Raw genomic sequence first — 18238 nt, forward strand, 5'->3', positions numbered from 1 at the left:
GTTATCCTCCCGTACGACGCTGGGTCTTCTCTAGTACATCGCGCGCCATTTCTCGACTGAAACGGTCCAGCAAGGCAATCTCCTCCAGAGTATCGCAGGCGATTCCGTGCATATTTCCCGAAAAATAGCGATTCAACGTCTCTTCCACGATCCAGCTTATGTCCAGAAACCCGCAATGGCCCGCAATAAATGCAGAAACAGCCGATTCATTAGCGCAATTTAATACGGTCGTTGCCTGAACACCGTGTGCATATGCCTGACGCGCCAGCCGAATGGCCGGGAAGCGCGTTTCATCAACATTTTCAAAGTCCAGCCGGCCCAAGGTGGCGAGGTCCAGGCGGTCCACGACGGTTGGAACCCTGTCCGGCCAGCCCAGCGCGTAGGAGATCGGCGTTTTCATGTCTGGCGCACCAAGCTGCGCGATGACTGAGCCATCGGTAAAGTGCGCCATGCCGTGAATGATCGATTGAGGATGGACGATCACATCCAAGCGCTCCCCTTCGACATCGAAAAGAAATCCCGCCTCGATGAACTCAAGCGCTTTATTCATGAGGGTCGCACTGTCGATGGAGTTCTTGACGCCCATGCTCCAGTTCGGGTGGGCGGCCGCTTGCTTGGGGCTCGCCATGCGCATCTGATCCAGAGACGACGTGAGGAACGGCCCGCCGGATGCCGTGATTGTCAACTTTTCCAGAGAGCGACCATCGCCAAGACATTGAAAAATGGCTGAATGCTCAGAATCGACTGGCAGTATCGAGACGCCCCTGCGTCGCGCCTCGCTCAGAATGAGCTTGCCACCGCACACAATGCTTTCCTTGTTTGCGATCGCGACGTCATTTCCCGCACGTATGGCAGATATCGTGGATTTGAGGCCAGCTGCCCCAACAATCGCCGCCAACATGCGCTCCACCGGGCGCGCTGCTGCTTCTGCGATCGCTGTTTCGCCTGCCGCCGCTTCGATATCAGTTCCAGCCAGCAGAGTTTTCAGGGTCGGCAGCTGGGACTCATCAGAAATCACCGCGATTTCAGCATTGAACGCGATAGCTTGCGCAGCGAGACCTTCTGCATCCGAGCCGGCCGCAAGCGCTACGATCTGAAATGTCTGCTCTGCATTGGCGTTGGCGTGACGGACGACATCCAACGCAGACTTTCCGATTGATCCCGTTGATCCCATGATGCTGATACGGCGGGTGGCCATCAGTACAGACCCAGTGCGGTCGAGAGTGACGGAAAGCTCCACAACAGAAGTGAACCAACGATTCCGACGGCGCCGAGGCCATCGACCCTGTCAAGAACACCCCCATGCCCGGGGAGCAGGTTGCTCGAGTCCTTCACCTTGAACCGGCGCTTGAGGCCACTTTCAAGAAGATCTCCGAGCTGTGCGGTAAATGACAGGCTGGCGCCCAAAAGCACCCACAAGATCAGACTGGAGTTCTGCAAATCCGCCGCAGCAATACCGCACACAGCCGTGAATAGGAGCGCGCCCGTTGCTCCGCTCCAAGTTTTGTTCGGACTTTCCTGAGGCAACAGGCGCGGCCCACCCAAACCCCGCCCGACAAAATACGCCGCAGCGTCGGATGCCCAGACGAAGGACATGAAATACAATGCAACAGTGCGGCCATCCCAGGGTCCTTCGCGCAAGAACCAGAGACCAGCCGCCATGGCAGTAACATAGAACCAACCAAGCATAGCAGCGGATCGTATCCGCAAACCGCCCGCATTGGATGCAAACGAAAGCGCCAACCCGAAACAACCCAGGAAGACGTGAAGCCAGGTCAAATCCATAGGAAGGCTGAGGCAGAATAGTGCGGCGGCAAAGCTCAGAAGCCAGCCGCGAGGATGCCCGCTCATTCCAGCCCATTCCCAAGCCATGATACCGCCGAAAAGCGCACAAGCAGCCGCCAACCACCATCCGCCTGACCATACGACGAACAAGCCGGCAGGAATAAGGAGTGCTGCCGTCAGCAAGCGGAGTCCAAGCTGGGAAAAGCGGCTCTCGGGCGGGGTCCAGTCGCCCATTATGCGCTCCCCTTCGAAACAGCGCCAAAGCGGCGCTCCCTTTCGCTATAGATCGCAACCGCCTTCTCCAGAAAGGAACGATCGAAGTCTGGCCATAACACGTCGAAGAACACGAGTTCGCTATAAGCGGCTTGCCACAACAGGAAGTTGCTCAAGCGGTATTCCCCACTCGTTCGGATGAGAAGATCTGGATCCGGCATATCGACCGTATCGAGATAGGAAGCGAAGATGTCTTCAGTCACATTCTCAGACGCCAACTTGCCGCTCTCGACATCCGCCGCCAGTCTGCGCGAAGCGCGCGCAATCTCCTCGCGCCCCCCATAGTTGAACGCGATGTTCAAATAGAAATCAGCATTGTCCGCAGTTTCACGTTCCGCCCTCTCGACCAATCCAGCTATGTCATCCGGCAGACCCTGGCGCCTGCCGATAACTCTTATCTTCACGCCTTCCTTTTTGAGCCTTCCGAGATCTTTCTTAATGAAAGTTTTCAGGAGCCCAAACAGGGCGTTGACCTCGGATGCGGGCCGACGCCAATTCTCAGTCGAAAAGGAATAAACTGTCAGGTATCGAACACCAATCTGGCCAGCCGCCTCAACAGTGCGTCGAAGTGCTTCGACTCCTCGCTCATGCCCTGCAGCTCGTGGCAATCCACGAGCGTTCGCCCACCGACCATTCCCATCCATGATGATGGCAATGTGAGCGGGTACGCGAGAAGCGCCCGCATGCGAGTCGGACGGCGCAGAGGCGTCGTCGGTCGACATCAGACCTGCATTATCTCCGCTTCTTTGGCTTTCAGTGCGTCGTCAACCTTGCTGACATAGAGGTCCGTCAACTTCTGGACTTCTTCAGACAGCGTACGGTGGCGATCTTCGCTGATATCACCATCCTTTTCCATCTTCTTGAGCGTGTCCATGCCATCCCGGCGAATATTGCGGACGGATACCCGTGCAGCTTCAGCATATTTGCCAGCAACTTTCTGGAGTTCAACACGGCGTTCTTCATTCAGCGGCGGTATCGGAATGCGCAAATTCTGGCCGTCCGTAACAGGGTTCAGGCCCAAGCCGGAATCCCGGATCGCCCGCTCAGTCGCACCAACGACAGTCTTGTCCCAAACATTGACCGACAACATGCGGTTGTCAGACACGGTGACCGACGCGACCTGGTTCAACGGCACCGTTGAACCATAGGCTGGGACCATAACCGCATCTAGCAGGTTCACTGAGGCCCGGCCCGTCCGCAGACCGCTGAATTCAGTGGAGAGAGACGCCAGGGCGCCTTCCATCCGGCGCTCAAGATCCTTCTTGTCATAGCTCATGACACTTACGCTCCATGATTGTTGATTGTTGTCGATGTGCCCTTCCCATGAAGGACTTTGAGGAGAGACCCCTCTTCCTTAAGCGAGAAGACCACGATCGGGATGTTGTTGTCGCGCATAAGACTCACCGCAGAGGGGTCCATCACGCGCAAATCCTTGGCCAGCAATTCCTGATAGCCAACCTCGTCGTAGCGCGTCGCATTTGCGTCGATTTTGGGATCCGCTGTGTATACGCCGTCGACTTGCGTCCCCTTGAGCAGGGCATCGCAGTTCATTTCGATCGCCCGCAGCGCAGCCCCGGTATCTGTCGTGAAGAATGGGTTTCCAATGCCGGCCGCAAATATCACAACGCGGCCTTTTTCCATGTGTCGTTGGGCCCGGCGGCGAATATAGGGCTCGCAAATCGACTCCATGCGGATTGCCGATTGCACGCGCGTCGGGACGCCAATGCTCTCAAGCACGCTTTGCATGGCAAGAGCATTCATGATCGTGGCCAGCATGCCCATGGAATCGGCCTGTGCACGCTCCATGCCCTTGGCAGCGCCCGCGACGCCGCGAAAAATGTTTCCGCCGCCAATGACGAGGCAGACTTCCGCGCCAGTGTCCTGAGCTTGCTTGATTGCATGTGCGAATTTCTCGCACGTCGGAATATCAATTCCGAATTGTCCGGGGCCCATCAGCGCCTCTCCGGAGAGCTTCAACAACACCCGTTTGTATTTCAAGGGGCTGGAGTCGGACTCTTCGGTCTGCATGGGCGGTGTCTCCGGTATTATCGGCCTTATAGGCTCCTAAAAGATTCCCGGCCGCCTGTCATGGGCGACCGGGATGTTCAAAGCCCTTTGCGGGCCGAAAGGCAAGCGGGATCAGCTGCCTTTTGTCATGGATGCAACTTCGTCGGCGAAGTTGTCTTCTTCTTTCTCGATGCCCTCACCCAGCTTGAAGTGCACGAAGCCCTTCAGCGTTGCGCCCTGCTCCTCGAGGAATTTACCAACCGTCTGGTCAGGGTTCATCACGAATGGCTGCTCTACAAGAACAACTTCCTTGTAGAACTTCTGCATCCGGCCAACGATCATCTTCTCGATGACATTGTCAGGCTTGCCGCTTTCGCGAGCCTGCTCCGTAAGTACGCGCTTTTCAGCCTCAACAATCGCCGGATCCAGCTCATCAGTGGTGGCGGAAGCAGGCGACGTAGCCGCGATATGCATCGCAACCTTGCGGCCGATTTCTTCCAGATCGCCAGAACCGTCGAGGGCGACAAGCACACCGACTTTGCCCATACCGGCCGTTTCAGCGTTGTGGATATAGGAAGCCACCTTGCCGTCAGCCGTCAGCTTCGCACTGCGACGCAGGGTCATGTTCTCGCCAACGGTCGCAATCAGGCGTTTGATCAGGTCATCCACAGAACCTTCGCCATCCGGCGCTGGAGCAGAAGATAGCCCCTCGACGGACCCGTCCGTTTCGAGTGCAGCTTTGGTGATTCCAGCCAGCGCCGCCTGGAATTTCTCGTTCCGGGCGACAAAGTCGGTTTCAGCGTTCAATTCCACAATTGCGCCGGTCTTGCCGTCGCCCGAGACTTGGACTGAAACGAGACCATCAGCGGCGGTGCGTCCAGATTTCTTGGCTGCTTTCGAGAGGCCTTTCGCGCGCAGCCAATCGGTGGCCGCGGCTTCATCGCCATTGTTTTCGACGAGCGCCTTTTTGGCATCCATCATGCCTGCGCCAGTCTTCTCGCGCAGTGCTTTAACAAGCGCAGCGGTAATCTCAGCCATTGCTGTATTCCTTCAGTTTGGTCTTCAGGTCAGACGCCTGTTCCTAGGCGCCTGTTGTATCTTCGGCGGTTTCGCCCTCTGCGGCCACAGCCACGTCAGCTTCAGCCATGGCGTCGATATCTTCCAGCTCACCAAGGTCAACACCAAGGCCAGCCGTCGACTCTGCCAGGCCGTCCAGTACGGCATCCGCGAACAGGTTGCAGTAAAGGGAAATGGCGCGCGCAGCATCGTCATTACCAGGAAAGCCATAATCGGCGTCAGCCGGGTCACAATTTGTATCAAGCACGGCGACGACCGGAATTCCCAGCTTGCGAGCTTCCTGGACAGCAATCGCTTCCTTGTTCGTATCGATCACGATCATAGCAGCCGGCAGGCCGCCCATGTCTGCGATACCGCCAAGAGAGAGCTGAAGCTTGTCACGGCGACGCTCAAGGTCGAGCAATTCCTTCTTGGTGAGCCCTTGGCCGCTGTCACCGCTTTCAAACATCGCGTTCAGCTCTTTGAGCTGCTTGATGGAATTGGAAACAGTGGACCAGTTGGTCAGCGTGCCGCCGAGCCAGCGATGGTTCATGTAATACTGAGCGCAACGGCCAGCAGCTTCGGCAATCGGCTCCTGGGCCTGACGCTTGGTGCCCACGAACAGGACCCGACCACCTTTTGCGACCGTGTCGCGCACAAAGACCAGGGCCTGGTGCAGCGAAGGGACGGTCTGAGACAGGTCCATGATGTGGATTCCCGAACGATCACCGTAGATATACGGCTTCATGCGAGGATTCCAGCGGTGGGTTTGGTGACCGAAGTGAACGCCAGCTTCGAGCAGCTGACGCATGTTGAAGTCAGGTAGGGCCATAGATTTTCTCCATCCGGTTGGCCGTCACGAGTGGAACGTTGGACCCCTATGGCCCGTCGCACCGGATGCACCCGTGAACTGGTTTCTGATGTGGCGGCTTATACAGAAAATGCCGATGCCTGCAAGAGTTCTGGCGCGGCTTTTGTCAGGCAGCCTTGAGGGGCTCGACGCGCTCCACGCCGGGCGCTTCTTTCAGGGCCCGCTGTGCACTCAGGCCAATCGTGTAAGTTGCCGGCAGCTTCATGGTGACAACCCGGCCGTCTTCCAGTGGCATTTCGATCAGGAGTTCGCCCTGTTCAAGGTCCTGAAGCTTTGCAAGATGGCCAACCACTCCCGCCAGATCGCCAACATATGCGCCAACAGCGAGTCGAATCTTGAGCGCCCCCATCGCCTTCGACAATCTGGCTGCTTCAAGCTTCAGTACCCGTTCAGCGTTCAGTTTGATTTCTTCGGCGTTTCGTTTCACCCCAACGGTGATCGCCACCGCATTGCCGACCTGAAGCAGATCGTAATTTTGGGACAAGGTTTCCGGGAAAACCATCATCTCGACTTCGCCAGATGGGTCGGAAAGCGTCAGGAACGCAAACTTGCCGCCATTGCGCGCAGGTTTATCGCTACGCGCGCGGACGACGCCGATCATCTCGAGCGGCTTGCCGTCCGAGGCACGATCCTGCACCTCCATGGCCAGGGTCACGCGTTCGCGGTCCAATCCCTCAAGCACGTCATCCAGGGGATGGCCAGAGAAGTAGAACCCGATCGACTTGAACTCCTGATCCAGTTTCTGTTGACCATTCCAGGCCCTGGTTTTCGGCAGCACCGGCCTTAGTGCAGGTTCGGCCTCGGCAAACAGACCGCCCTGCCCGCCTTGTCGGTCCTGGGCTGCACTAACCGCCAAATTTGCCAGCAGCGGCGCTGACTCCAGCATTCTGGCGCGGTTCGGCTCCATGCCATCGAATGCGCCGGCCTTGGAAAGCGATTCAAACGCTTTCTTGTTCACATGTTTCGGATCGACGCGTTCAGCGAAGTCGTAGAGATCCGCAAAGCGACCATCCTTGTCCCGTATCTCGACGACATGTTTCATGGCCTCAAGCCCGACGCCCTTCAGTGCGCCGAGCGCATATACGACCGCGCCATCACGCACATCGAAGTCTGCCGAAGAAGTGTTTACATCAGGAGCCAGAACCGGAATTTTCAGTCGCTTGGCTTCCTGGAAGAAGGCCGCGAGCTTGTCAGTGTTGCCGATATCAAGACTCATCGAAGCGGCGAGAAATTCGACAGGGAAATGCCGCTTCAGGTAGCCCGTATGGTAACCGATCAACGCATAGGCCGCCGCGTGAGATTTGTTGAAACCGTAGCCGGCGAACTTCTCCATCGTATCGAAGATGTCGTTGGCGAGCTTCTCTTCCATGCCCTTTTGCTCAGCCGCACCTTCGACAAAACGCTTCCGCTGGGCGATCATCTCCTCGACTTTCTTCTTACCCATGGCGCGACGCAGAAGGTCGGCTTCGCCGAGGGAGTAGCCAGCGATCTCTTGCGCCATCCGCATGACCTGCTCCTGATAAACAGGCACGCCATAGGTGGCCTCAAGGACAGGTTTCAGGTCCGGATGCTGATAGACAACGGAGGACGGGTCTTCCTTGCCCTGGACATAAACCGGAATGTTTTCCATCGGACCGGGGCGGTAGAGTGAGATGATGGCGATGACGTCCTCAAGATTGTGCGGACGCACCTTCTTGAGCGTATCCCGCATCCCGGCGCCTTCGAGCTGAAACACGCCCAGCGTCTCGCCGCTTGCCATGAGGTCGTATGTGGCCTGATCATCCAGGCTTTGCCATTCCGGCCCGACATCCCGGCCGTCCCGTCGGATCAGCTTGAGCGCCCGGTCGATCACGGTCAGGGTTTTCAGTCCGAGGAAGTCAAACTTCACCAGCCCCGCCATTTCAGCGTACTTCATGTTGAACTGGGTTGCCGGAAGATCCGCCCTCGGATCATTGTAGAGCGGCACGAGCTCGACCAGCGGCCGGTCGCCGATCACAACACCCGCTGCGTGCGTGCCCGCATTTCGGTACTTGCCTTCCAGCGACAATGCGACTTCGAGCAATTCCCCAACACGCTCGTCAGCGTCAATTTCATCCTGAAATTTTGGCTCGTCGTCGATTGCATCCTGCAGCTTGGGCGGATTGGCGGGATTGAATGGGATCAGCTTGGCAAGCCGATCGACCTGACCATATGGCATCTGCATAACGCGGCCGACGTCGCGGACGACAGCCTTGGCCTGCAATGTACCGAATGTGATGATCATGGCGACGGAGTCGGCACCGTACTTGTCGCGCACATAGCGGATGACTTCTCCTCGACGTTCCTGACAGAAATCGATATCGAAATCCGGCATCGACACACGTTCGGGATTCAGGAAGCGTTCGAAGAGTAGATCAAAGCGGAGCGGATCAAGGTCTGTGATCAGGAGCACCCAAGCGACGAGCGAGCCCGCACCGGAACCCCGCCCCGGCCCCACCGGGATGCCATTGTCCTTGGCCCACTTGATAAAGTCGGAAACAATCAGGAAGTAGCCGGGAAACCCCATGCGCTCGATGATCGTCAGTTCGTAGTCAAGCCGCTCAAAATAGGTATCCCGCTCGGCATACAGCTTGTCCGCCGCGCCAAGACGGTATTCCAACCCCTCCAGGGCTTGCTTGCGGAGTTCTTCTGATTCCGAACGTCCTTCATTCGAAAAGTTCGGCAGGATGGGCTGGTGCGTCTCTGCCTTTACCGCGCAGCGCTGGGCGATTTCAAACGTGTTCGCAATGGCTTCGGGAATGTCAGCGAACAATTCCCGCATTTCTTCAGCTGTTTTGAGATATTGGGATGCATCGACACGCTTGCGATCTTCCTGGCCCAAATACTGGCCATTCGAAATACACATCATTGCGTCGTGTGCCTTGGCGTCCGACGGCTTCATGAACCGGGCATCATGCGTCGCTACCAGCGGCAAGCCCAGTTCATAGGCGAGGTCAATCAACCCCTCTTCGCAAGCATACTCATCTTCGGTACCATGACGCGTGATCTCTACATAGCAGCGCCCCGGATAAGCCGAAGCAAGCGTGGAGAGTTCGGTCCGAGCGTCCGCGATACGAGCCTTCAAAAGATGGCGCGCGACTTCACCTTCCGCGCCGCCGGTCAGCAGGATCAACCCGTCTGTTTTGTCCAGCAACAACTCCCGTGAAAGCTTTGGCACACCGTCGGCTGCGTCCAAATAGGCCCGCGACGACAACAGCATCAAGCGCTTGTAGCCTATCTCGTTCTGCGCATAGAGCGACACCCGTGTCGGTTCGCTCTTTGGCATACCGTCTGTCACATCGAAACAGCATGCCATGATGGGCTGGATACCTGCATCCGTCAGCGTCAGCGAGATTTCCAGTGCGCCATACAGATTGTTACGATCAGTAATCGCCACAGCAGGCATTCCCTGCTCGACACACCAAGCCTTCAGGCCCTTGGGCGTGATCATGCTTTCGAGCAAGGAATAGCTCGACCGGACGGCAAGATGAATGAAGGGCGACTCAGTCACGGGAAATCTCCTTTTCACAGGATACTGTGCCGCGCGCATCACCACCAGACCAGAGGCCGGGCGCGGCCTTCCACAACTTAGTCCGGCTGGTAATCGACCAGCTTGCCATCAGCCAAGGTCAGGACGCGATCCATGTGGCGGATCAGTGACAGATTGTGCGTTGCCACCAGCACAGCAGCGCCCTCATCGCGAACCATTTTTATCAGGGTCGCGAACACGCGCTCCGTCGTACCGGGGTCTAGGTTTCCGGTAGGCTCGTCGGCGATGACAAGACGCGGATCGTTTGCCAGGGCGCGGGCAATTGCGACGCGTTGCTGCTCCCCACCCGACATTTGCGCGGGTTGGTGATGGCCGCGCTCATCAAGCCCCATTTCACCCAACAAGTGTTCGGCCTTTTCGCGCGCAGCAGATTGTTTCGTGCCTGCGATCATCAGAGGCATCGCCACATTATCCGCTGCATTGAATTCCGGCAGCAAGTGATGGAACTGGTAGACGAAGCCGATCTTGGCCCGACGTATCGCCGTGCGGCCCTTGTCGTCCAGGGCGAGGCAATCAATGCCATCCAGCATGACCTTGCCAGATTCTGGCCGCTCCAGCAGGCCAGCAGTGTGCAACAGAGTGGATTTTCCGGAACCAGATGGACCGACTAGTCCGACCAACTCACCTGCATTCAGCTGTAGATTGGTTCCACTGAGAACGTGCAATTCTCCAGCGGCCGTCTTGTAGTACCGGTCAATATCGCGAAGTTCGAGAACGGGTTGGGCCATTATTCAAACCTCAACGCGCTGACCGGGTCCTGACGGGAAGCCCACCAAGCCGGAATGATCGAAACGAGCATAGACATGCCGAGCGCATATAGACCGGTCTGCAGGACTTCACCCCAATCGAGGATCGCAGGCAGGCCCTCGAGACCGTAAACTTCCGCGTCGAAAACTTCACCCGGCACAAACAGATTGATGAAAGCCTCCACAGCATCGATGTTGGTGACAACAAGAATGCCGATCGCCATACCAAGCAACGCACCCAAGGTGCCAAGTATGGTTCCAACGAGCAGGAAGACACGGAGCACACCGCCGCGTCCAAGACCAATCGTTCGCAGGATGGCGATATCGCGTGTCTTGTTCTTCACCAGCATAACAACGCCGACGATGATGTTCAGTGTGGCAATACCCATGATCACCATGACGAGCATACGCACCATGGTCCGCTCAACCTGCAATGCGTTGAGATAGCCCGCGCGCTGGCTTTTCCAGTCAAATACGTAAAGCGCATTGCCGGTAGCTGCCGCTATGGCCTCCATGGCCGCGGCTGTTTTGTTCGGATCATCCAGTCGGATATCCAGCATTTGGTAGCGATCCTTGGACTGAAACAGGATCTGCGCCTGCTCCATCGGCATAAAGATATAAAGCCGGTCGAGCTCAACGCTTCCCGTCTTGAAAACGTCCCCGACAGTGTAGGCCTTGCTGCGCGGCGTTGATCCGAGAGGTCCGGCATTAGTCTGCGATGTAATGATCTCTACCTTGTCGCCCGGCCGGACACCGAGGCCTTCCCGGCCAGCAGCCAGAAATGCCCCCATCATGACGACATTGCCGCCATTCTTGCCTTCGCCAAACCCGGATTCAATGGCCGCCGCCCCGCCATCCTTCAGGAAAGGCATAGTGGCGAGGTCTTCCTTGCGGATGGCCCGCACGGCCGCCCCCGTCTTGCGACCATTCGCCGTCACGAGCACATATTCTTCAATATACGGTGCGACACTGGACACACCATCAATCAGAGAGATCGTCTCCGCAATCTGTTCGGCTTCTTCCTCTGTATACGACGCAACAACGCCGTAGACATGTGGCTGACCGCCCAGCAAAGCATCCAGCAAGGTCGCCCTGAAACCGCTCATGATGGACATGGTGATGATCAGCGCAGCAACCGCAAAGAAGATGCCGACAAAGGAAATGATCGATATCAGGCTTGCACCGCCATGCTCCCGCTTGGCGCGCAAGTACCGCCAGGCGAGTGTGCGCTCCAGCTTCCCAAACGGCGCGGCGGCTGACGGAATATCACTCATTCGGGCCGCACCTTGCTGAGGGCATCCGCGAGCGGCATTTCTGATTTCTCACCCGTTTTGCGATTCTTGACTTCAACGACACCGTTCTTGATACCACGTGGTCCGATGACAATCTGCCATGGTAGACCAATCAGATCCATCCGCGCGAACTTGCCGCCAGCCCTGTCATCAGTCTCGTCATATAGCGTGTCTATTCCGGCAAGTTCGAGTGCCTGGTAGGCTTGCTCGCAAACCGTGTCACATTCCTCATCGCCGACCCGCATATTGATGATTCCGACCTGAAACGGCGCAACGCTTTCCGGCCAGACAATCCCATTCTCGTCATGACAGGCTTCGATAATGCCGCCGACCAGACGCGAAACGCCAATGCCATAGCTGCCCATCTCGACCGGCACCATTTGGCCGTCCGGTCCCTGGACAACTGCGTTCATGGGTTCGGAATACTTGGTGCCGAAATAGAAGATATGGCCGACTTCAATACCGCGCGCAGAGACCTTCCGGTCTTCCGGCAGTTCAGCGAAGGCGGCTTCGTCATGCATCTCTTCGGTCGCGGCATAGTATTGCGTCCGCTTTTCGACTTCTGCTGTCAGGTCAGACGTGAAGTCCAGGTCCAGACCCGGAGCAGGCATATCCAGCAGGGTCTTGTCGCAGAAGACGGCGCTTTCGCCCGTCTCAGCGAGGATGATGAATTCGTGGCTCAGTTCGCCCCCAATCGGGCCAGTATCTGCGCGCATGGGCACACCGGTCAGGCCGAGGCGCGAGAACGTGTTGAGATAGGCACAGAACATACGGTTATAGGAGTGTCGCGCATCGTCTGCCGTCAGGTCGAAGGAATAGGCATCCTTCATCATGAACTCACGCCCGCGCATCACGCCGAAGCGCGGGCGGATCTCGTCCCGGAATTTCCATTGTTGGTGATAGAGGTTCAGCGGAAGCTGCTTGTAGCTCTTCACATATGAGCGGAACACATCGGTAACGAGCTCTTCATTCGTGGGGCCGTACAGCATATCGCGGTCATGGCGGTCGGTGATGCGCAGCATCTCCTTGCCATAGGCTTCATACCGACCGGACTCGCGCCAGAGGTCAGCTTGCTGCAGTGTTGGCATCAGCATTTCCACAGCGCCAGCGCGGTTCATCTCTTCGCGCACGATCTGTTCAATCTTCTTGAGGACGCGTAGGCCAAGCGGCAGCCAAGTGTAGATGCCTGCTCCGTTCTGGCGAACCATGCCGGTGCGCAGCATCAGCTGATGCGAGGCGATGGCCGCATCTGACGGGGCTTCTTTGGATACGGGCAGGAAATACTTCGACAGACGCATGGAATCTCCGTGATCGCGCGGTAAACGAAGGCCACCTAGCCGCAGCGCCCCCTATTGCGCAAGCAAACGTGGCACGATGATGGCTGTAAGACCTGTCAGAACAACTGCGCCCGCCGTGGCCCAAAGCGCTTTTTTGGCAAGCATGGGGTTTTTCGGCGCCGCTTCTTCCGTACCGTCAATCGTGGAATCGTCTTCCCACTGCCCCTTCACGCCGATCGGAAGAACGACAAAAAAGGACAGCCACCAGGCAATGGTGAAGACAACACCAGCGCCGAAAATGGTCATCAGTGGGCTTCCTTCGGGGTTTCCATCAGTTCGATCAGGACACCGTTCGAATTCTTCGGGTGGACGAAAATGATGGGAGTGCCATGGGCGCCAATCCGGGGTTTTCCGAGGACTGTGGCACCACGCTTGCCCATCTCTTCGACTGCTTCGTTGATGTCATCCACTTCAAAGCAGACATGATGCTGGCCGCCTTTCGGGTTCTTCGTGATGAAGTTGGCGATAGGGGATTCGGCGTTCAACGGCTCGATCAGCTCAACTTGGCTATTCGGTAGATTGACGAAACAGACCTTTACGCCCTGCTCCGGCATGTCGAACGGCGTGGTGATATCTTTGGCGCCATAGAGTGTCCGATAGGTTTCGCAGGCGGCTTCAAGATCCGGCACTGCGACACCGACATGGTTCAAGGGACCAATTTTAAACTCTGACACGGGTTTCAACTCCTCAGGACGATCACTTCTATTACGGGACGGTGACCAAATGTTTCAAGACAAGCCTTCCGCAGGGCGCGGCCGACGGTACGCTCGACTGCATCATCGTCCATTCGGTCGCGTTTCTTCATGCGACCAATTGCATCCTCGGCCGCGATCTCAAGCGGCTCGATGCTCTCATCAGCAAGGCGACCATCGGTTTCCGACAAGCCTTTCGCCAACACGATGGGGCCGTCGAGTATGTCTCCATCATCGTCCAGCGTCATGGACGCGAAGATAATTCCAGCCCAGGAAAGCTTCCGGCGTTCCTCAATTCCCTGCGCACCTTCCGGCACCAGCCGATCCCCATCCAGAAACAACCGACCGGCTGGAACGACGTCAACAATCTGGGCCTTTCCCGGTGCGATCCGGATCAGGCTGCCATTTTGCGGCGTTACAGCATGGGGAACCTGCAGTGATTTCGCGAAATTGGCATGTTCCATGATGTGCCGACGCTCGCCGTGCACGGGAATAGATACTTGCGGGCGCACCCATCCGTACATGCGGCGCAGCTCGTCCCGGCAAGGGTGACCGGAGACATGTATCGGATATGGCACCATGCGCGGCGTGATCACCCTGACGCCCTGCTCTGCCAGAGCATTCTGAAGCGCAAAAATCCCCTTTTCATTGCCTGGGATCTGTCGGGACGAGAAGATCACTGTGTCGCCTTCATGGAGCGACACATTACGATGATCCCGCCGTGAGATTCTCGTCAATGCGGCCCGCGCTTCACCCTGACTTCCCGTACAGAGATACAGGATGTGTTCGGCGGGAATCTGGCTCGCTTCGGATTCGTCAATGAATTCCATATGCGGCGGCAATATGCCGACGGATTTTGCCGCGTCCGTAATGCGATGCATGCTGCGCCCGACCAGACATACAGCCCGGCCCGCCGACTCGGCAGCTTCAACGATCGATTTCACTCGTGCCACATTTGATGCAAATGTGGTCACGGCCACGGCTTGTTTCTGCTCGGCGATCAGATCTATCAGCCCTTGCTTCACCGACTCTTCGGACCCGGACTCCCCTTCTTCGAAGACATTAGTTGAATCACAGACCATGGCGAGAACGCCTTCATCCCCCAGGGCAGTCAGGCCTTTGACATCCGTCGCAGATCCGATCTGGGGATCCGGATCGATCTTCCAGTCGCCGGTGTGCAGGATCGTGCCCAGCGGCGTCTTGATCGCCAAGGCGTTCGGCTCGGGAATTGAGTGAGTCAGCGTGACATAGGTAACCTCGAACGGCCCGGCCTGAACTGTTCCGCCCAGCGCAACCGGCTTGAGCCAGGACGGGTCCACGCCCCGCTCAACCATTTTCGAGCGCACGAGCTCTGCCGTGAATGGCGTCGCATAGATCGGGGCCTTTGTTTGCAGGCGCGGATATAACAGGCCGACTGCGCCGATATGGTCCTCATGCGCATGTGTCAGGAATACCGCGTCGATCTTCTCCCCGATCAGATATTCGGGATCCGCGCAGATCAGGTCGATCCCCGGCGTCTCAAGTGATCCGAACGTCACACCAAGGTCGGCAATGATCCAACGGCGGTCGTGCGCCGGGCCGTAGCCATAGGCATTGAGGTTCATGCCGATCTCATCGCAGCCCCCCAGGGGGAGGAAAACCAGCTCGTCCTCTATACCGTTCGTGTCTGCCATAGGTCTCAACTGTTCCGTTTGTAGATTTCGAGCAGGCCACGAATGGTAATATCCTGATCGTAATAATCTATTGTTTCGCTGGCACCTTCAAAGAGGGAGGCCACACCGCCGGTGGCAACCACTTTCATGGGCTTTCCATATTCAGCCTTGATGCGGGTTACGAGCCCATCAATGAGATCGATGTATCCCCAGAAGACACCTGACTGCATGGCGCTGATCGTGTCTTGGCCGATCACTTGGGCTGGTTTCTGGATCGCGATGCGTGGCAGCTGCGCCGCCGCATCATGTAGTGCCCGCATGGACAGGTTGATACCGGGAGAGATGATGCCGCCCTCAAAGCCGCCATCTTCCGCCACAACGTCAAACGTTGTCGCCGTTCCACTATCAATCACAATGAGATTGCCGGAATAGGTCATGTGCGCCCCGAGCGCGCTCACAATCCGGTCGGCCCCCACCTGTTCGGGCCGGTGAATGCGCACTTCAACACCCGTTTTCAGATTGGGATCCCCAATGAACAAGGGCTCGAGATTGAGATATCGACGCGCAAGATTACGAAAATTGAACTGGGCTTGAGGTACGACGGTTGAAATCACGCATCCTTTGATGTGCTTCAAGTCCATCCCATACATGTCCGCCAGCCGCCACAACCATGCTGCGTGGTCGTCGGCGGTCTTGGTGGCATCGGTCGCGCTGCGCCACTGGTTGACCCAGGTCTCGCCGTCATGAATGCCGAACACCGTGTTCGTGTTGCCTACATCAATTGCCAGCAGCATCGCTTACCTACTCCCTATCAGGCTGACATCACCAGCCCGGACTATCTCCTGACGTCCATCGGGCAATCTGAGCACCAGCGACCCGTCTTCCGCCATATCTTCCAACACGCCTATCAGGGGATCGCCGTTTCGCGAAACCGAGATCGTCTGACCGAGCCCCTCAGCGACCTTCAGCCAATCTTGCCGCAACGTCTCAAATCCTTGCCGCGCTTGTTCAAGACGACGCCCAAACGCATCACGAAGCGCCGTCAGAACATCTTCCGGGGTCAGGACTGCGTCGCATCTTAAAGAATGCAATGATGTTGCCATTTGGCCAGCGCCGTCAGGTGCGGAAGCCACATTGATCCCAATGCCTGCGGCGACCCAGAACTCAGCGCCTTGCCCGCCGGTTTCGATCAAAATGCCGGAAATCTTGGCGCCATTCACGCGCGCATCGTTGGGCCATTTCAAACGGACGGGGGCGTCTGGAGCGAGCTGCGCAGCCACATCAGATACAGCCAATGCCCCGGCGAAGGGAATACGAGAGGCTACTGGAATGCCGCCGGGCTCATGAAACAGCGCAGTGGAAAACAAGTTTCCAGACGGCGAGATCCATGGACGCTGCAAACGACCGCGCCCAGCTGTCTGAGCTTCTGCGACAAGCCAGCAATCGTCGAAATCGCCAGCCTTCGCCCGTCGCCTCGCTTCGGAATTTGTGCTGTCTATGACGCCAAGGTGGTAGACGGGCCAGGTTAAGCTCAACCTGCAAGTCCCAGAGCCGCTGTGCCCGCCCACCCTGATAGTGCGCTTATGAAGAACAGGAACAGAATACCGGCAATCAGCGCTGCGAGCAGAACTGTGATAGTCACGGGGCCATCGACCGCCTCGAAACGCTCTGTTGGCTCATCAAACCACATGATCTTGATCAGACGGAGATAATAGCCAAGCGATACGACAGACGCGAGCACGAGAATTATGACGACTGGCATCAAACCGGCCTCAACCCCGGCGGACAACACTTCCCATTTTCCAAAGAATCCACCGAACGGTGGAAGACCCGCCATTGAGAAGATCAGAATGGAAAGAGCTATCGCCAGCACGGGGCGCTTGCGCATCAAACCACCAAGCTCGTTAATTCCTTCCACCATTCCGCCTTTACGACGCATGGCAAGCACGCCCATGAACAGGCCAAGCGACGCAATTACGTACAGCGTCATGAAGACCAGCAAAGGCCCCGCACCCAATTCCGGACCCGCGGCTACAGCGACGAGCGCGTAGCCCATATTCGCAATCGATGAGTAGCCGAGCAGACGCTTGATGTTGGTCTGTGTCAGCGCGCCCAGCGAGCCGATAATCATCGACAGGCCGGCAATGATGCAGAGGATCAGCTGCCACTGGTCGATCACGTCGCCAAACATGGTGAACATGACATTCGCGAAGACCACCATGCTCGCCATTTTGGGCGCGGAGGCGAAGAACGCAACGACAGGTGTCGGCGCGCCTTCATAGACGTCCGGCGTCCAGATATGCATTGGCGCAGCAGAGACTTTGAAGGCGAGACCGACAATCATCAGGACCATGCCGAACATCATGCCGATCGATGGGTCCGCTGCAGCGATCACGGCATATTCTGTCGAACCGCTGAACCCGTAGACGAGTGATGCGCCATACAGCAGCATGCCAGATGCAAGCGCCCCCAAAACGAAGTACTTCAAGCCAGCTTCGGACGCCTTGGCAGAATCCCGATGAAACGCAGCCAGCACATAGGAAGACAGACTAAGCGTTTCGACGCCCATATAGAGCGTCATCAAGTCAGCCGCCGACAGGATCATGCCCATGCCGAAGGAGGCGAGCAGTATCAGCAGGGAATATTCATACCGGATGGTACCATGCCGCTTCAGGAAACCCTCAGATGTGAGCAGCGCAAATCCTGCCAGGACATAGCTGACAAATTTCGCGAAGTTCACGAACGTGTTCGTACGAACGAGGCCATTGAAGGCTTCGCCTCCTTCATAGTTCATCAGAGAAAACGCGGCGGCCGCAAATAGGGCAAGAGCGCCGAACTTGATAGATACGCTGTTGAAACGATCCTTCAGCGTGGCGCCCACAAGCACGCCAATCAAGGCAGTCGCAACGAGCCAGAGTTCAGGCCCAACAGTCAGTATCATGGCAGTGAAATCAATCAC

Annotated in this window: 17 protein-coding genes; all 17 read right to left on the reverse strand. The window is 57.1% G+C overall.

What is annotated here, in order from left to right; all coding sequences use genetic code 11:
* Window position 1: 1 nt before the first annotated feature.
* The 17 genes from dxr to nuoN all read right to left on the reverse strand — a co-directional run bounded on the left by dxr (window position 2) and on the right by nuoN (window position 18238).
* Window positions 2-1198 (reverse strand): 1-deoxy-D-xylulose-5-phosphate reductoisomerase, encoded by a 1197-nt coding sequence (dxr, locus tag B3527_RS04585; protein ID WP_290478795.1) that lies wholly within the window; start codon window positions 1196-1198, stop codon window positions 2-4.
* The gene (locus B3527_RS04590) at window positions 1198-2019 is read right to left on the reverse strand and encodes a phosphatidate cytidylyltransferase (RefSeq protein ID WP_290478794.1); all 822 of its coding nucleotides are present in this window, start codon (window positions 2017-2019) and stop codon (window positions 1198-1200) included. Before B3527_RS04590 ends, dxr begins: the two co-directional genes overlap by 1 nt.
* Window positions 2019-2780: an isoprenyl transferase gene (locus B3527_RS04595; RefSeq protein ID WP_290478793.1), complete on the reverse strand. Its 762-nt coding sequence runs from the start codon at window positions 2778-2780 to the stop codon at window positions 2019-2021. The genes B3527_RS04590 and B3527_RS04595 overlap by 1 nt, the downstream gene beginning before the upstream one ends.
* Window positions 2780-3334, reverse strand: a complete 555-nt coding sequence (frr, locus tag B3527_RS04600; protein ID WP_206990488.1) for a ribosome recycling factor — start codon at window positions 3332-3334, stop codon at window positions 2780-2782. The genes B3527_RS04595 and frr overlap by 1 nt, the downstream gene beginning before the upstream one ends.
* Window positions 3335-3339: 5 nt before the next feature.
* Entirely contained in the window at window positions 3340-4086 is a 747-nt protein-coding gene (gene pyrH / locus B3527_RS04605; protein WP_034812325.1) for a UMP kinase, read from the reverse strand.
* Between the two features lie 111 nt (window positions 4087-4197).
* The gene (gene tsf, locus B3527_RS04610) at window positions 4198-5103 is read right to left on the reverse strand and encodes a translation elongation factor Ts (RefSeq protein WP_290478792.1); all 906 of its coding nucleotides are present in this window, start codon (window positions 5101-5103) and stop codon (window positions 4198-4200) included.
* A 43-nt stretch (window positions 5104-5146) separates the two neighbouring features.
* On the reverse strand, window positions 5147-5953 hold the full coding sequence (rpsB, locus tag B3527_RS04615) for a 30S ribosomal protein S2 (RefSeq protein ID WP_206990490.1): 807 nt from the start codon (window positions 5951-5953) through the stop codon (window positions 5147-5149).
* Window positions 5954-6098: 145 nt separating this feature from the next.
* Complete coding sequence (gene dnaE, locus B3527_RS04620) at window positions 6099-9560, reverse strand: DNA polymerase III subunit alpha (protein ID WP_414651595.1); 3462 nt, start codon at window positions 9558-9560, stop codon at window positions 6099-6101.
* Window positions 9561-9598: 38 nt separating this feature from the next.
* Window positions 9599-10288 carry an ABC transporter ATP-binding protein gene (locus tag B3527_RS04625; RefSeq protein ID WP_290478789.1) on the reverse strand — a complete coding sequence of 230 codons (690 nt, stop codon included), beginning with the start codon at window positions 10286-10288 and terminating at the stop codon, window positions 9599-9601.
* On the reverse strand, window positions 10288-11580 hold the full coding sequence (locus B3527_RS04630; protein WP_242517302.1) for an ABC transporter permease: 1293 nt from the start codon (window positions 11578-11580) through the stop codon (window positions 10288-10290). The genes B3527_RS04625 and B3527_RS04630 overlap by 1 nt, the downstream gene beginning before the upstream one ends.
* Entirely contained in the window at window positions 11577-12896 is a 1320-nt protein-coding gene (gene proS, locus B3527_RS04635; protein WP_206990493.1) for a proline--tRNA ligase, read from the reverse strand. The genes B3527_RS04630 and proS overlap by 4 nt, the downstream gene beginning before the upstream one ends.
* 51 nt (window positions 12897-12947) lie before the next feature.
* Entirely contained in the window at window positions 12948-13181 is a 234-nt protein-coding gene (locus B3527_RS04640) for a DUF1467 family protein (RefSeq protein ID WP_290478788.1), read from the reverse strand.
* Entirely contained in the window at window positions 13181-13609 is a 429-nt protein-coding gene (gene mce / locus B3527_RS04645) for a methylmalonyl-CoA epimerase (protein WP_290478787.1), read from the reverse strand. The genes B3527_RS04640 and mce overlap by 1 nt, the downstream gene beginning before the upstream one ends.
* Before the next feature lie 5 nt (window positions 13610-13614).
* Complete coding sequence (locus B3527_RS04650; protein WP_290478786.1) at window positions 13615-15300, reverse strand: ribonuclease J; 1686 nt, start codon at window positions 15298-15300, stop codon at window positions 13615-13617.
* A 5-nt stretch (window positions 15301-15305) separates the two neighbouring features.
* On the reverse strand, window positions 15306-16073 hold the full coding sequence (locus tag B3527_RS04655) for a type III pantothenate kinase (RefSeq protein WP_290478785.1): 768 nt from the start codon (window positions 16071-16073) through the stop codon (window positions 15306-15308).
* A gap of 3 nt (window positions 16074-16076) precedes the next feature.
* Window positions 16077-16814, reverse strand: a complete 738-nt coding sequence (locus tag B3527_RS04660) for a biotin--[acetyl-CoA-carboxylase] ligase (protein ID WP_290478784.1) — start codon at window positions 16812-16814, stop codon at window positions 16077-16079.
* The gene (nuoN, locus tag B3527_RS04665) at window positions 16811-18238 is read right to left on the reverse strand and encodes an NADH-quinone oxidoreductase subunit NuoN (RefSeq protein WP_206990499.1); all 1428 of its coding nucleotides are present in this window, start codon (window positions 18236-18238) and stop codon (window positions 16811-16813) included. Before nuoN ends, B3527_RS04660 begins: the two co-directional genes overlap by 4 nt.

Source organism: Hyphomonas sp. UBA4505 (assembly GCF_002388685.1).
Lineage (GTDB): Bacteria > Pseudomonadota > Alphaproteobacteria > Caulobacterales > Hyphomonadaceae > Hyphomonas.